We start from the raw sequence: 15355 nt of genomic DNA, 5'->3' as shown, positions 1-15355 counted from the left end.
AGATCCGATCTGTGGTAGGGGAGGAGCGGAGGGCTCCGGTCAATGCTCCTGGAATTCCCGGTGGATTCGGGTGCGGGGTCTGGACGCGTTCATCGGGGCGGGGCTATACATCGGAGGACCGGGAAAGGTCCGATGTTCTCCGCGAGATCCGCGCGACATCCCAGGGGGCGTGCCCATGGCCGTAACCGACATCGTCACCGGGCTGGAGGTCCACGACGTCCGCTTCCCCACCTCCGACCAACTGCACGGGTCGGACGCGATGCACCCCGATCCCGACTACTCCGCCGCCTATGTCGTGCTGCGCACCGCCGACGGGCCGGACGGGCACGGCCTCTGCTTCACCCTCGGGCGCGGCAACGACGTCATGGCCGCCGCGATCCGCGCCCTGGCCCCGTACGTCGTCGGCCGCCCCGCCCCGGCCACCGTCGGCCGGCTCGGCGCGCTGCACCGCGCCCTCACCCACGACTCCCAGCTGCGCTGGCTCGGTCCGGAGAAGGGCGTGGCGCAGATGGCCGCCGGGGCGGTGGTCAACGCCGCCTGGGACCTGGCCGCGCGCCGCGCCGGCCGGCCGGTCTGGGAGCTGCTGGCCGGGCTGAGTCCCGAAGAGCTGGTCGGGCTGGTGGACTTCCGCTACCTGACCGACGCGCTGACGCCCACCGAGGCGCTGGACCTGCTGCGCGCCGCCGAGCCCGGCCGGGCCGGGCGCACCGCCCGCCTCAAGGCCGAGGGCTATCCCGCCTACACCACCTCGCCCGGCTGGCTCGGCCACGACGACGCGACCCTGGTCCGGCTCGCCGAGGCCGCGGTCGCCGACGGCTTCGGCCAGATCAAGCTCAAGGTGGGCGCCGACCTCGACGACGACCTGCGGCGGCTGCGACTGGCCCGGGACGCGGTCGGGCCCGACGTGCGGATCGCGGTCGACGCCAACCAGCGCTGGGACGTGGCCGAGGCGGTCCGCTGGATGACCGCGCTGGCGCCCTGCGCCCCGCACTGGATCGAGGAGCCGACCAGCCCGGACGACGTCCTGGGGCACGCCGCGGTGCGCGCCGGCCAGCCGGTCAAGGTCGCCACCGGCGAACACGTCGCCAACCGCGTGGTGTTCAAGCAGCTGCTGCAGGCCGGCGCGGTGGACTTCGTGCAGCTCGACGCGGTCCGGGTGGCCGGGGTCAACGACAACCTGGCGATCCTGCTGCTGGCCGCGAAGTACGGGGTGCCGGTGTGCCCGCACGCCGGCGGGGTGGGGCTGTGCGAGCTGGTGCAGCACCTGGCGATGTTCGACTACGTGGCGGTGTCCGGGAGTTGGGAGGACCGGGTGATCGAGTACGTGGACCACCTGCACGAGCACTTCACCGATCCGGTGGTCCTCGCGCGCGGCCGCTACCGCGCGCCCGTCGCGCCCGGCTTCTCCGCCCGGATGAAGCCGGCGTCGCTGGCCGCGTACCGCTTCCCCGACGGGCCGGTGTGGCGGACCCGCGGGCCGCGCCGGGAAGCCGGGGTACCGGCATGAACGGGCCGGCCGGAGCGGATGACTTCGCGGGCCTGGCCGCCCTGGTGACCGGCGGCGGTTCGGGGATCGGCGCGGCCACCGCCGCCCTGCTGCTGGCCCGTGGCGCCCGGGTCGCCGTCCTGGACCGCGACCCGTCCGGGGCGCCCCCGGGGGCGCTGCGGATCGCCGCGGACGTCACCGACGACGCCGGTGTCCGGGCCGCGGTCGCGACGGCGGTGGCGGAGCTGGGCGCCCTGCACACCCTCATCGGCAACGCCGGGATCGGCGCCGTGGGCACCGTCGAGGACAACGACGACGCCGAGTGGGGCCGCGTCCTGGACGTCAACGTCCTGGGGCTGGTGCGCACCGCCCGGGCCGCGCTGCCGCACCTGCGGCGGGCCGCGGCCGACGCGCCCGGCGCGGTCTCCATCACCCACACCTGCTCCATCGCCGCCACCGCCGGGCTGCCGCAGCGGGCGCTGTACGGCGCGAGCAAGGGGGCGGTGCTCGCGCTGACCCTGGCGATGGCGGCCGACCACCTCCGGGACGGCATCCGCGTCAACTGCGTCAACCCCGGCACCGCGGACACCCCCTGGGTCGCCCGGCTGCTCGACCGGGCCGCCGACCCGGCCGCCGAACGGGCCGCGCTGCACGCCCGTCAGCCCCTGGGCCGGATGGTCACCGCGCAGGAGGTCGCCGCCGCACTCGTCCACCTGGCCTCCCCGGCCGCCTCCGGCATCACCGGCACCGCGCTGGCCGTGGACGGCGGGATGCAGGGGCTGCGGCCGCGCCCGGCCCGTTGAGCCACCCGGAGGCCGCCCGGAGGCCGAGGCCCGGAGGCCGCCCGCCCACCACCGTCGCCCCGTGACCGCCGCCCACCACGACCGAGGGACCACCGACCCGACGCGAGGGACCCCCATGAGACTGCGTACCCGCACCACCGGCGCGGCGGCCGGAGCCGCGGTGCTCGCCCTGGCCGTGCTGGCCGGGGCGGCCGTGCTGACCGGCTGCAACCGGGGCAGCGACGCCACCGGCCGGATCGGCATCGACGTGCCGCGCACCGACACCGACTTCTGGGACTCCTACCAGGACCACCTGAAGGCCGACCTGGCGCACGGCGGCCCGGCCGCGCTGCCGCTGGCCAACTCGCAGAACGACATCGGCAAGGTCGTCTCCGACGTCCAGGCGCTGACCGGCCAGGGCGCCCGGGCGATCGTCATCGCCCCGCAGGACACCGGCGCCATCACCGCCGAACTCCGGCGCCTGGCCGACCGGAGGATCCCGGTCGTCAGCGTCGACACCCGCCCCGACGACGGCCCGGTCTACATGGTCGTCCGGGCCGACAACCGCGCCTACGGGGAGCGGTCCTGCGTGTTCCTGGGCGAGCGGCTCGGCGGCCACGGCCGGGTCGCCGAACTCCAGGGCGACCTCAGCTCGATCAACGGGCGGGACCGCTCGGAGGCGTTCGCGGCCTGCATGAAGCGGAGGTACCCCGGTATCACCGTCCACGAGCTGGCCACCGACTGGAAGGGGGAGGTCGCCTCCGCCAAGCTCCAGAGCCTGCTGGCCCAGCACCACGACCTCGACGGCGTCTACCTCCAGGCCGGCGGCGCCTTCCTCCAGCCGGTGCTGGCCCTGTTGCGGCAGCGCGGGCTGCTCGAACCCGTCGGGACACCGGGGCACCTCACCCTCGTCTCCAACGACGGCATCCCCGACGAACTGGCCGCCATCCGGGCCGGCACCCTGGACGCCACCCTCTCCCAGCCCGCCGACCTCTACGCCCGGTACGCGCTGTACTACGCCCGGGCGGCGCTCGCCGGGAAGACCTTCCGGCCCGGGCCGACCGACCACGGCTCGACCATCGTGAAGATCAAGAACGGGTTGGAGGACCAGCTGCCCGCGCCGCTGGTCACCAAGGAGAACGTCAACGACCCCCACCTGTGGGCCAATCAGTCGGAGCAGGGGAAGTGACGGCGGCGCCCGGCGGCCCGGCGCCCGAGGAGCCGACCCGTGAGCCGGCGGTCGCCGAGCCCCCGGCGGTGCGGGCCGAGGGCATCGTCAAGCGCTACGGGCCCACCCTCGCCCTCGACGGGGTCCACCTGACCGTCCGGCCCGGCGAGGCGCACGCCCTGGTCGGCCGCAACGGCGCCGGCAAGTCCACCCTGGTGTCGGTGCTGACCGGGATGGCCCGGCCGGACGCCGGGCGGGTCGCCTTCGGCGGGGTCCCCGCGCCCCGTTGGGGCGACCCCGCCGCCTGGCAGCGTCAGGTCGCCTGCGTCCACCAGCGGTCGATGACCGTGCCCGGCCTGACGGTGGCCGAGAACCTCTTCCTCAACCGCTTCCCCGGTGGCCCCGCCCTCCGCTGGCGGGCGCTGCGCGGGCGGGCCCGGGACCTGCTCGCCGGCTACGGCGTGGACGTCGACCCGGCCGCCCGGCTCGAAGAACTCGGCGTCGAACAGCTCCAGTTCGTCGAGATCGCCCGCGCCCTCTCGCGCGGTGCCCGGCTGATCGTCCTGGACGAGCCGACCGCGCGACTGGACGCACCCGGCATCGCCCGGCTCTTCGGCCGGCTGCGGGAACTGCGCGCGCAGGGGGTGGCGTTCCTGTTCATCTCCCACCACCTCCAGGAGGTCCGGGCGCTCTGTGACACCGTTACAGTCCTCCGGGACGCCCGCCGGGTGCTGACCGCCCCGGTCGCCGGGCTCGGCGAGGACGCCCTGGTGGCGGCGATGACGGGGGAGGACGCCGGGCACCGGCGCCCGGCACGCGCCCCGGCACCGCCGGCGCCACCCGCCCCGCGCACCGACGGCACGCCGGTGCTGCGGGCCGAAGGACTGGCGCTGCGCGGGCACTTCGGCCCGCTGGACCTGGCCGTAGGGGCCGGCGAGGTGGTGGGCCTGGCGGGCGCCGCCGCCGGCGGGACCACCGCGGTCGCCGAGGTGCTGGCGGGACTTCGGTCCCCGGACGCCGGGCGGATCACCGTGCGCGGCCGACCGGTCCGCCCCGGGAGCGTGCCGCACGCCCTCGACGCCGGCATCGGCTACGTCCCCGAGGACCGGCACCGCGAGGGACTGGTCCCCGCCCGCAGCGTGGCCGAGAACCTCACCCTGGCCGTCACCGGACCGTTGGGGCCGTGCGGGACCGTACTGCCCGCCCGGACCCGGGAGTTCGCCCGGCGGATGATCGCGGCGCTGGACATCAGGACCACCGGGCCCGACCAGCCGGTCTCCGGGCTCTCCGGCGGCAACCAGCAGAAGGTGGTGGTGGCCCGCGCGCTGGCCCGCGACCCCGCCGTCCTGGTCGCCGTCCGCCCCACCAACGGCGTGGACGTCCGGTCCAAGGAGGCGCTGCTGGGCGTCGTACGGCAGGTCGCGGACGGCGGGCGCGGCGCGCTGATCGTCTCCGACGAACCGGCCGACCTGCGGATCTGCGACCGGGTGGTGGCGGTCTTCCGCGGCCGGGTCCGGGCCGAGTTCCGCCGCGGCTGGCGCGAGGCGGACCTGGTGGCCGCCATGGAGGGCGTCACCGCCGGCACCCCGGGCCCGCCCACCGCACCGGACACCTCCACGACGGAAGGGACCGCGCCATGACCGAGACCACCGCCCCACCGGCCGCCGACGCGCCGCCGGCCGGCCCGGTGCGCCGCCCCCGGATCGCGCCCGGCCGCTGGCGGGACTTCTCGCTCGTCCCGGTGATCCTGCTCCTCGGCGTCGTCGGCTTCATCGTCTCGCCGGCCTTCCTCAGCGGGGACAACCTCATCGGCGTGGTCCAACAGTCCACCGAGCTGGGCCTGTTGGTGCTGGGCGAGGCGCTGGTCCTGATCAGCGGGCGGATGGACCTGTCGCTGGAGTCGACGATCGGCCTGGCGCCGGTGGTCGCGCTGTGGCTGGTCCTGCCCGCCCACGGCGGCCGGTTCGCCGGCCTGGGGCTGCTGCCCTCGTGGACGGCGGTCCCGCTGTGCCTGGCCGTGGGCGCGGCGATCGGCGCCGCCAACGGCTTCCTCATGCTCCGGCTGCGGGTCAACGGCTTCATCGCCACCCTGGGCATGCTCACCATGCTGCGCGGCCTGCACCTGGGCCTCTCCGAGGGCCGCTCGCTCGCCGACGTCCCGGACTCCTTCGCCTACCTGGGCCGGACCTCCTGGCTGGGCGTCCCGGCCGCCGTCTGGATCTGCCTGGCGCTCTTCGCGCTCGGCGGCGCGGCGCTCGGCTACCTTCGGCACGGCCGGGCGCTCTACGCGATCGGCGGCAACCCGGAGGCGGCCCGCGCGGCCGGCATCCGCACCGACCGGATCACCTGGACCGTCCTGGTGCTGGCCGGGGTCCTCGCCGCGTTCGCCGGCGTCCTGTACACCGGCCACTACGGCGCGGTCTCCGCCAGCCAGGGCAGCGGCTGGATCTTCCAGGTCTTCGCCGCCGCGGTGATCGGCGGCATCAGCCTCAAGGGCGGGCGCGGCACCCTCTTCGGGGCGCTCACCGGCGTGCTGACCCTCCAACTCGTCATCAACGTGATGACGCTGGGCGGGGTGCCGCCGCTGTGGACGCAGTTCCTCAACGGCGCGATCATCCTCCTCGCGCTCGTCGTCTCCCGCTTCACCAGCGGCGAGCAGCAGGAGTGAAGGGGCCGCCGCCATGAACCGTCCGCCCCACGGGCCACGGGAGTTGGGCCGCAGCGGGGTCGTCATCCCGCCGCTGGGCCTGGGCTGCGCCCCGCTCGGCAACCTCTACCGCGCCGTTCCCGAGGAGCGTGCCGAGGCGGTCGTCCGCACCGCCCTGGCCACCGGCGCCCGCTACCTCGACACCGCCCCGCACTACGGCGTCGGCCTCTCCGAGGAGCGCCTGGGTCGGGCGCTGCGCGGCGTCGACCGCGCCGGCTACGTGCTGTCCACCAAGGTCGGCCGCCGGCTCCGCCCGCTCGCGCCCGGCGAGACAGCGGCCGGCGAGGGCTTCGTGGCCACCCCCGCCCGGGCCCGCGTCCGCGACCTGACCGGCGACGGCATCCGCGCCACCCTGGAGGCGTCCCTGGACCGGCTCGGCGTGGCCGCGGTGGACATCGTCTACCTCCACGACGTCGAGGACCATCTGCGCGAGGTCTACGAGACCGGCTACCCGGCCCTGGCCGCCCTGCGCGCCGAGGGCACCGTCCGCGCCATCGGCTTCGGCATGAACCACAGCGGCGTGCTGGCCCGCCTGGTCGCCGACCTGGACGTCGACGTGGTGCTCTGCGCCGGCCGCTGGACGCTGCTGGAGCGGACCGCCGTCGACGACCTGCTGCCGGTGTGCGCCCGGCGCGGCACCTCGGTGGTGGTCGGCGGGGTCTACAACTCCGGGCTGCTCGCCGACCCGTCGCCCGGCGCCCCCTACGACTACGCCCCGGCGTCGCCGGCGGTCCTGGCCCGGGCCCGCCGACTGGCCGCCGTCTGCGCCGAGTTCGACGTGCCCCTGAAGGCGGCGGCGCTCCGCTTCCCGTTCGGGCATCCGGCCGTCGTCGCGGCGGTGGTCGGCGCCGCCGCGCCCGCCGAGGCCGCCGAGAACGCCGCCCTCTTCCGCCACCCCGTGCCCGACGGCCTCTGGCACGCCCTCGTCGCCCGTGGTCTGCTCGACCCGGACCTGCCGCTGCCGCCGGGGCCTGTCGCCGACGCCTGACGCCCCGCCCGCCGACCCCGACCGGGGGAGCCGCCCGATGCGCATCGACGCCCACCACCACCTCTGGGACCCCACCCGCCGCGCGCAGCCGTGGATGGACGGCCCCTGGGCCGACCCGATCCGCCGCCGCTACACCCAGGCCGACCTCGTCCCGCACCTCGCGGCGCACCGCATCGACGGCACCGTCCTGGTGCAGTCCTGCGCCTCGGACCGGGAGACTCTCGAACTCCTCGCCGTCGCCGCCGCGGAGGGCCCGGTGCGCGGCGTCGTCGGCTGGGCCGACCTCACCGCCCCCGGGCTGCCGGACGCGCTCGCGGCGCTGCCTACCGGGCTCGTCGGCCTGCGCCACCAGGTCCAGGACGAGCCCGACGCGGACTGGCTCGGCCGCCCCGAGGTCCGGCGCGGCCTGCGCACCCTGGCGGACCGCGGCCTGGTCTACGACCTGCTGGTCACCCCGCGCGAACTGCCCGCCGCACAGGCCGTCGTACGGGCCCTGCCCGAGCTGTCGTTCGTGCTGGACCACGCCGCCAAACCGGCCGTCGCCCGCGGCGACTGGCAGTCCTGGGCGTCCGCGCTCACCGCCCTGGCCGCCCTCCCCAACGTCGCCTGCAAGCTCTCCGGGCTGGTCACCGAGGCCGACTGGGCCGCCTGGCGGCCGCGGCAGATCCTGCCCTACGCCCGGCACGCCCTGGACGCCTTCGGCCCGGACCGGGTGATGTTCGGCTCCGACTGGCCGGTCTGCACCCTGGCCGCCGACTACGCCGACGTCGTCGCCCTCGCCGAGGCCGCCACCGACCGGCTCACCGCGCCCGAGCGCAGGGCCGTCTTCGGCGGCACCGCGACCCGGGTCTACGGCCTCGCCGCACGGCCGCGGACCCGGCCATGACGCAGCGGACAGCCCTGAGGCCATGCCCGGTGCGTCGGAGGGCGGAAGGCCGCGGCGTCCGGATTCCGCCAGCACCGCCCGCCGCCCTGTCGGAGGATCGAGCCGTACCGCGGAGGAAGCCCCCGGAAGCAGAGAAGGCATCCCGGACATCCCCAAACCGGTACGTATTGCTCGGATTTCGATGTGAGACAAGGTGATGACGATGACGACGGCCACGACCCCCGCACCCACCGCGTCCGGCACCCGCCCGCTGACCGGCAAGGCGGCCCTGGTGACCGGCGGCAGCCGGGGCATCGGCGCGGCGATCGCGGTGCGGCTGGCGGCCGACGGGGCGATGGTGGCGCTGACCTACCGGAACCGGGAGGACCTGGCCGCCCAGGTGGTCAAGGAGATCACGGAGGCCGGCGGGTGGGCCCGGGCGATCCGGGCCGACGGCGCGGACCCGGAGGCGGTGCGCGCCTCGGTCGCCGCCGCGGCCGACCGGATGGGGCGGCTGGACATCCTCGTCAACAACGCGGGCATGGGTGTCATGGGCCCCTTCGAGGGGATCGCCCTCGACGACGTGGACCGGGTGCTGGCGACCAATGTCCGGGCCCCGTTCCTGGCCGCGCAGGCCGCCGCCGCCCACCTCGGCGAGGGCGGCCGGATCATCTCGATCGGCAGCTGCATGGCCGAGCGGGTGGCCTTCCCCGGCGGTTCCCTCTACGCCACCAGCAAGGCCGCGCTCGTCGGCCTGACCAAGGCCCTGGCCCGGGAGCTGGGGCCGCGCGGCATCACCGTCAACGTCGTCCACCCCGGGCCCGTCGACACCGACATGAACCCCGCGGACGGCGAGAGCGCCGCGTTCCAGGCGCAGTTGACCTCGCTCGGCAGGTACGGGCAGCCGGCGGAGGTGGCGGCGACGGTGGCCCACCTGGCGGGCGACGGCGGCCGGTACATCACCGGTGCCGCGCTCGCGGTCGACGGCGGCTACGCGGCCTGACCGCCGGCCGCCGCGGCCCTCACAGCGACGCCCGCAGCCACTGCTCCACGCTCGCGACGTGCACCGTCGCCCAGGCCCGCGCCGCCTCGGCGTCCCCGTCGCGCAGCGCGCCGAGGATCGCCCGGTGCTCGGTGAGGGTGCGGGCCACCGCGCCCTCCTGGGTCAGCCCGCGCCAGATCCTGGCGCGGGTGGTCGGGCCGGACAGGCCGTCCAGGAGGGAGCAGAGCACCGAGTTCCCGGACGCGGCGACGATCCGGTGGTGGAACTCCAGGTCGCCGGCGACCAGCTCCTCCACCGACGGCGCCGGGCCCAGCGCGTCCAACTGCTCCTGGAGCGCGTCCAGTTCCGCCACCGCGATCCGGCCGGCCGCCAGGCCCGTGGCGGCCGGCTCCAGGATCCGGCGGACGGCCAGGAACTCCAGCACCGTGTCGTCGCGGTGGAAGTCCACCACGAAGCTCATCGCCTCCAGCAGGAGTTGCGGGTCCAGGCTGGTGACGTAGGTGCCGTCGCCCTGGCGGACGTCCAGGACCCGGATCAGCGACAGCGCCCGCACCGCCTCCCGCAGGGAGTTGCGGGACAGCCCCAGTTCCGCGGCGAGTTCGCTCTCCTTGGGCAGCCGGTCGCCCGGCCGCAGCGCACCGGAGACGATCATCCCCTTGATCTTCTCGATGGCCTCGTCGGTGACCGCCATGGTCGTCCTCCCCGTCCGGACCCGCCCGGACGCCGCGGGCCCGCCCGCAGACATCCGATGTCTGGGGGCATTATGGCCCGGGGGACGCGCTCAGCGCCCGTACCCGCCCGCGTCGCCGTCCGCCGCGCCGTCCCGCGCCGTGTCCTGTGCGTCTTGCGCGTCCGGCGCTCCGTCGGCCGCCTCCCACAGCGTGCTGGGCGCCTCGCGGCGGACCACGGGGGCGATCTCCTCGGCGAACCGCTGGAGCGTCTCCAGCTGTTCGGCGTGCGCCAGGCCGAAGCCGTCCACGCTGATCGACTGGAGGTCGTGCCCGTACACCGCGTGACAGCCGAGGATCTTGTCGATGATCTGCTGCGGCGAGCCGATCAGCTGCGGACCGTCCGCGATGGCGTCCTCGATGGTGCGGAACGGGGTGTTGTAGCCCGCCCTGCCCGCCAGCTGCGGTTGGAAGGTCTGGGCGACCTTCGCCTCGTAGAGGTCCTTGTAGCGGGCGATCGCCTCCCGTTCGCTGTTCGCGATCAGCAGCCCGCCGGAGCCGGCGGCCACCCGGGCCCGCGCCGGGTCGTGCCCGTGCGCGGCGAACCGCTCCCGGTAGTGCGCGATCAGCTCGGCGTAGGCGGCGCGCGGCTGGATCGCGTTGGCGGTGAACAGCGGATCGCCGTACGTCGCGGCGAGTTCGGGGGAGTTGCGGCTGGTGGCGGAGCCGTGCCAGATCCGCGGCGGTCCGCCGTACGGGCGCGGCACGGTCGTCACGTTCTTCAACGGCGGCCGGAACTCGCCCTCCCAGTCGACGTTCTCCTCGCTCCACAGCCGCCGCAACAGGGCGTACTTCTCGGCCTGGAGGTCCCACTGCCGCTCCTCGTCGAGCCCGAAGAGGGCGAAGTGCCCGGCCTCCGCGCCCTTGCCGATGACCAGCTCCAGCCGCCCGCGGGCGAGTTGGGTGAGCGTGGCGTAGTCCTCGGCGACCCGCACCGGGTCGAGGATCGCCACGACGGCGACCCCGGTCTGCAGCCGGATCCGGGACGTCCGCGCGGCCAGCGCGCCCAGCACCACCGACGGGCTGGAGGAGAGGAACGGCCCGGCGTGCCGTTCGCCGACGGCGTACGCGTCGAAGCCGAGCCGCTCGGCCGCCACGGCGGTCTCGACGACCTCCGCGAACCGGTCGGCGGGGGCGGGGAGCCTGCCGGTCAGCGGGTGCGGTGCATGGCCGATCAGGGAGAGCACGGAGAATTTCATGGCGTCCTTCCGGCGTGGGGGCCACCCCGGCGGTGGTCCTCCCACTGTGCGCGCCGGACGTTGCCGCGGTGTGTCGGCCGCGTGGCACCGTGCCGCCGGACGGCCGCGGCGCGCGCCCCGAACGGGGACGCGCGCCGCGGTGTGCTCCGGGGAAAGGGGTCGGGGCGGCCCGTGGACCGCCCCGACTCACCTCACCTGTGCAGGTTTCTGACTACTCGTCAGCGCTCCAGCATGCTCTCGACCCGGGCGCGGATGTCGTCCGTGGCCAGGCCGCGGATGGTCAGCGTGGTCCGGCGGCGCAGCACGTCGTCGGCGGTCTCGGCCCACTCGTGGTCCCGGGCGTAGGCGACCTGCGCCCAGATCTCCGGCGCGTCCGGGTGGATCCGCTCGGCCAGCGCCGGGTCCTCGTTCGCCAGCCGGGCGATGTCGAAGGAGAGCGAGCCGTAGTGGGTGGCCAGGTGGCGCGCGGTGTCGGCGGACATCCGCGGGCCGGGGGTGCCGCCGTCGATCAGCAGCCGGTGCGCGACCGCGTTGGGGTTGGCGATACCGGGCAGCGGGAGCTTCTTCGGCAGCTGCGAGATCGGCTCCATGTCCTCGGCCAGCGGGTGGCCGGGCAGCGCGGCGAGCTTGTTCATCACCGTGCGGCCGATGTGCCGGAAGGTCGTCCACTTGCCGCCGGCCACCGACAGCATCCCGCCGCGGCCCTCGGTGACCACGGTCTCGCGCTTGGCCTTGGAGGTGTCGCCGGGGCCGCCGGGCAGCACCCGCAGACCGGCGAACGAGTAGGTGATCAGGTCGCGGGAGAGCTGCTGGTCGCGGACGGAGAAGGCGGCCTCGTCCAGGATCTGGGCGGTGTCCTTCTCGGTGACCGCGACGTCCGCCGGGTCGCCCTCGTACTCCTCGTCGGTGGTGCCGAGCAGCAGCATGTCCTCCCAGGGGAGGGCGAAGGTGATGCGGTACTTGTCGATCGGGGTGGCCAGCGCGGCCTTCCAGGGGGAGGTGCGCTTGAGGACCAGGTGCGCGCCCTTGGACAGGCGGATGGAGGGCGCCGCGTTGGGGTCCTCCAGCTTGCGCAGGTGGTCGACCCAGGGACCGGTGGCGTTGAGCACCAGGCGGGCGTTGACGCCGAACTCGGTGCCGTCCAGGCGGTCCTTGAGCTCGGCGCCGGTGACCCGGCCCTGGGTGAAGCGCAGGCCGGTGACCTCGGAGTGGTTCAGGACCGTGGCGCCGGCGGCGACCGCCGCGCGGACGGTCATCAGCGCCATCCGGGAGTCGTTCATCTGGTCGTCGCCGTACACGGCCACGGCCTTGAGGTTCTCGGTGCGCAGCTCCGGCACGTCCCGCTGGGCCTTGGCCGGGCTTATGACGTGGCCGACGCCGTCGCCGAACGCGGACAGCGCGGAGTAGGCGAAGACGCCCGCGCCGAGCTTGGCCGCGCCGTGCGGGCCGCCCTTGTAGACCGGCAGGTAGAAGGTGAGCGGGTTGGCCAGGTGCGGGGCCACCTCGCGGGAGACCGCGCGGCGCTCGAAGTGGTTCTCCGCGACCAGCTTGACCGCACCGGTCTGCAGGTAGCGCAGACCGCCGTGCAGCAGCTTGGAGGAGGCGGAGGAGGTGGCGCCGGCGAAGTCGCCGGCGTCCACCAGGGCAACCCGCAGTCCGGCCTGCGCGGCATGCCAGGCGGTGGAGATGCCCAGGATGCCGCCGCCGATCACCAGGAGGTCGTACGTCGCCTTGGACAGCTGCTCCCGGGTTTCGGCGCGGCTCGGCAGGGAACCGGCGGCCGGGTGCGTCCCGAGGGCCGGGACGCTCTGCAGGGTGCTCATGATGTGCTCCTCGTCAGCTCTCGTCGTCGAGCCAGCCCATGGTCCGCTCAACGGCCTTGAGCCAGTTCTTGTACTCGCGGTCACGGATGGCCGCGTCCATGCGGGGGGTCCATTCGGCGGCCCGGCGCCAGTTGGCGCGCAGTTCGTCGGTGCTGGACCAGAAGCCGACGGCCAGTCCGGCCGCGTAGGCAGCGCCGAGGCAGGTGGTCTCGGCGACCATCGGGCGCACCACGGGTGCGTCCAGGAAGTCCGAGATGGTCTGCATCAGCAGGTTGTTGGAGGTCATTCCGCCGTCGACCTTGAGCGCGGTCAGGTCGACACCGGAGTCCTTGGTCATGGCGTCGGTGATCTCGCGGGTCTGCCAGGCGGTGGCCTCAAGGACGGCACGGGCGATGTGCGCCTTGGTGACGTAGCGGGTCAGGCCGGCGATGACGCCGCGGGCGTCCGAGCGCCAGTACGGGGCGAACAGGCCGGAGAAGGCCGGCACGAAGTAGGCGCCGCCGTTGTCCTCGACGGTGCTGGCCAGCGTCTCGATCTCGGCCGCGCTGTTGATGAGCCCCATCTGGTCGCGCATCCACTGGACGAGCGAGCCGGTGACGGCGATGGAGCCCTCCAGGGCGTAGACCGGCTGTTCGTCGCCGATCCGGTAACCGACCGTGGTCAGCAGCCCGTTGTAGGAGTTCACCGGCTGGTGGCCGGTGTTCATCAGCATGAAGGTGCCGGTGCCGTAGGTGGACTTGGCCTCGCCCTCGGCGAAGCAGGTCTGGCCGAAGAGCGCGGCCTGCTGGTCGCCGAGCGCGGAGGCGACCGGGACGCCTTCGAGCACACCGGCGGCGGTGGTGCCGTAGACCTCGGCGGAGGAACGGATCTCCGGCAGCACGGCCGCCGGGATCTCCAGCGAGTCCAGGATCCGCTCGTCCCACTGGAGGGTGTGCAGGTTCATCAGGAGGGTGCGGGAGGCGTTGGTGACGTCCGTGACGTGCACGCCGCCGTTGACACCGCCGGTGAGGTTCCAGATGACCCAGGAGTCCATGGTGCCGAAGAGGATGTCGCCGCGCTCGGCGCGCTCGCGCAGCCCCTCGACGTTGTCCAGCAGCCAGCGGACCTTCGGGCCGGCGAAGTACGAGGCCAGCGGCAGGCCGGTCTCCCGGCGGAAGCGGTCCTGGCCGACGTTGCGGCCCAGCTCGCGGCAGAGCCCGTCGGTGCGGGTGTCCTGCCAGACGATGGCGTTGTGGACCGGCTCACCGGTGTTCTTGTCCCAAAGGAGGGTGGTCTCGCGCTGGTTGGTGATGCCGATCGCCTTGACGTCGGCCGAGGTGAAGCCGGGGTTGCTCTGCGCGGCCTTCTCGATGGCGCCCTCGACGACCTGCTGGACGTTGGTCCAGATCTCGGTGGCGTTGTGTTCGACCCAACCCGGCTTGGGGAAGATCTGCTCGTGTTCCTTCTGGTCGACCGAGACGATCCGGCCGTCCCGGTCGAAGACGATGCAGCGGCTGGACGTGGTGCCCTGGTCGATCGCCGCGATGAACGGGCCGTGGCCGTGCGAGGAGGTGCTGGGGGTGTCGCTCATGGTGTGCTCCAGGTTGCGGTGCGGGCGTGGTGGGCGGGGCGGCTCAGGCGAACGCCAACTGGTAGATGCCCCCGGCGAGGGCTCCGCCGATCAGCGGGCCGACGACCGGGATCCATGCGTAGCCCCAGTCGGATCCGCCCTTGTTCGGCAGCGGCAGCAGCGCGTGCACGATGCGCGGACCGAGGTCGCGGACCGGGTTGATGGCGTAGCCGGTCGGTCCGCCCAGGGAGAGGCCGATGCCGGTGACGACCAGGGCGACCAGCAGTGTGCCGATCGCGCCCACGCCCTTGCCGTTGTCGCTCAGCCCGAGGGTGAGGATCGCCAGCACGAGCACGATGGTGGCGATGATCTCGGTGACGAGGTTCTGCACCACGTTCCGGATCTCCGGGCCGGTGGAGAAGATGCCCAGCACGGGGCCGGCCTTGGGAGCGGCGGCCGGGTCGACCATGCCCTCCTCGCCGAAGTGGCCGGACACCACCTCGGGGTCGGTCAGATGCGCCCGGAACTGCCCGTAGTACACCAGCCAGACCAGCACCGCGCCGATCATGGCCCCGAGGAACTCGCCGGCGAAGTACACCGGCACCTGACTCCACTCGATGCCGCCCTTGATCGCGAGACCGATGGTGACGGCGGGGTTGAGATGCGCGCCGGACTTGGCGGCGATGTAGGCACCCGTGAGGACGGCGAAGCCCCACCCGAAGGCGATGGCGACCCATCCGGCGTTGAACGCCTTGGAGCGCTTGAAGGTGACGGCGGCGCAGACGCCACCGCCCATCAAGATCAGAACAGCGGTACCGATGGTCTCGCTGATGAAGATGTCGGAGCTGGACACCCGCGACTCCTTTGTCCTTCGTCCAGGGGAAGGCGAACCCCGGGTCCCTCCGGTGGTCCGCACCCTCCGAGAGGGCGTTGGTCGGCCCGCGGCAGTCCACACCATAACGCTTATTGCCGTTAGGTGTTCGGCAATGCCGACCGACGAACGGCAGTTTTATTTACCTCCCAGACCTCGTCAAGGGTTCTGTGGCCAAAAACTTAG

Annotated in this window: 13 protein-coding genes; 8 read left to right on the top strand and 5 right to left on the bottom strand. The window is 74.1% G+C overall.

Translation table 11 applies throughout. The features are described 5' to 3' along the window. The first annotated feature begins 175 nt into the window (after nt 1-175). The 8 genes from JNO44_RS11765 to JNO44_RS11730 all read left to right on the top strand — a co-directional run bounded on the left by JNO44_RS11765 (nt 176) and on the right by JNO44_RS11730 (nt 8999). On the top strand, nt 176-1507 hold the full coding sequence (locus JNO44_RS11765) for an enolase C-terminal domain-like protein (RefSeq protein ID WP_205363684.1): 1332 nt from the start codon (nt 176-178) through the stop codon (nt 1505-1507). Next, nucleotides 1504-2289, top strand: a complete 786-nt coding sequence (locus JNO44_RS11760) for an SDR family NAD(P)-dependent oxidoreductase (RefSeq protein ID WP_205363682.1) — start codon at nt 1504-1506, stop codon at nt 2287-2289. The genes JNO44_RS11765 and JNO44_RS11760 overlap by 4 nt, the downstream gene beginning before the upstream one ends. Before the next feature lie 115 nt (nt 2290-2404). Beyond that, nucleotides 2405-3457, top strand: coding sequence for a sugar ABC transporter substrate-binding protein (locus JNO44_RS11755; protein ID WP_073445462.1), 1053 nt, complete (start codon nt 2405-2407; stop codon nt 3455-3457). Continuing rightward, complete coding sequence (locus tag JNO44_RS11750; RefSeq protein ID WP_205363681.1) at nt 3454-5076, top strand: sugar ABC transporter ATP-binding protein; 1623 nt, start codon at nt 3454-3456, stop codon at nt 5074-5076. The genes JNO44_RS11755 and JNO44_RS11750 overlap by 4 nt, the downstream gene beginning before the upstream one ends. After that, on the top strand, nt 5073-6104 hold the full coding sequence (locus JNO44_RS11745) for an ABC transporter permease (protein WP_205363680.1): 1032 nt from the start codon (nt 5073-5075) through the stop codon (nt 6102-6104). The genes JNO44_RS11750 and JNO44_RS11745 overlap by 4 nt, the downstream gene beginning before the upstream one ends. 13 nt (nt 6105-6117) lie before the next feature. Then, complete coding sequence (locus JNO44_RS11740; RefSeq protein WP_205363679.1) at nt 6118-7131, top strand: aldo/keto reductase; 1014 nt, start codon at nt 6118-6120, stop codon at nt 7129-7131. 37 nt (nt 7132-7168) lie between these two features. Further along, on the top strand, nt 7169-8017 hold the full coding sequence (locus JNO44_RS11735; protein ID WP_205363678.1) for an amidohydrolase family protein: 849 nt from the start codon (nt 7169-7171) through the stop codon (nt 8015-8017). Between the two features lie 196 nt (nt 8018-8213). Further along, nucleotides 8214-8999 (top strand): SDR family NAD(P)-dependent oxidoreductase, encoded by a 786-nt coding sequence (locus JNO44_RS11730; protein ID WP_205363677.1) that lies wholly within the window; start codon nt 8214-8216, stop codon nt 8997-8999. A gap of 19 nt (nt 9000-9018) precedes the next feature. Here the strand turns inward: JNO44_RS11730 and JNO44_RS11725 are convergent, their stop codons facing one another. The 5 genes from JNO44_RS11725 to JNO44_RS11705 all read right to left on the bottom strand — a co-directional run bounded on the left by JNO44_RS11725 (nt 9019) and on the right by JNO44_RS11705 (nt 15151). Further along, the gene (locus JNO44_RS11725) at nt 9019-9690 is read right to left on the bottom strand and encodes a FadR/GntR family transcriptional regulator (protein ID WP_205363675.1); all 672 of its coding nucleotides are present in this window, start codon (nt 9688-9690) and stop codon (nt 9019-9021) included. Nucleotides 9691-9780: 90 nt separating this feature from the next. Then, a complete protein-coding gene (locus JNO44_RS11720) occupies nt 9781-10926 on the bottom strand; it encodes an LLM class flavin-dependent oxidoreductase (protein WP_205363672.1) in 1146 nt (381 codons plus the stop codon). A 218-nt stretch (nt 10927-11144) separates the two neighbouring features. Next, the gene (locus JNO44_RS11715; RefSeq protein WP_073445319.1) at nt 11145-12749 is read right to left on the bottom strand and encodes a glycerol-3-phosphate dehydrogenase/oxidase; all 1605 of its coding nucleotides are present in this window, start codon (nt 12747-12749) and stop codon (nt 11145-11147) included. Nucleotides 12750-12762: 13 nt separating this feature from the next. After that, a complete protein-coding gene (gene glpK, locus JNO44_RS11710; RefSeq protein WP_205363670.1) occupies nt 12763-14319 on the bottom strand; it encodes a glycerol kinase GlpK in 1557 nt (518 codons plus the stop codon). 43 nt (nt 14320-14362) lie between these two features. Next, nucleotides 14363-15151 carry an MIP/aquaporin family protein gene (locus JNO44_RS11705; protein ID WP_039637856.1) on the bottom strand — a complete coding sequence of 263 codons (789 nt, stop codon included), beginning with the start codon at nt 15149-15151 and terminating at the stop codon, nt 14363-14365. Nucleotides 15152-15355: the final 204 nt, after the last annotated feature.

This window comes from Streptomyces noursei (assembly GCF_016917755.1).
Lineage (GTDB): Bacteria > Actinomycetota > Actinomycetes > Streptomycetales > Streptomycetaceae > Streptomyces > Streptomyces yunnanensis.
This window is presented reverse-complemented; position numbering and strand designations above follow the sequence as displayed.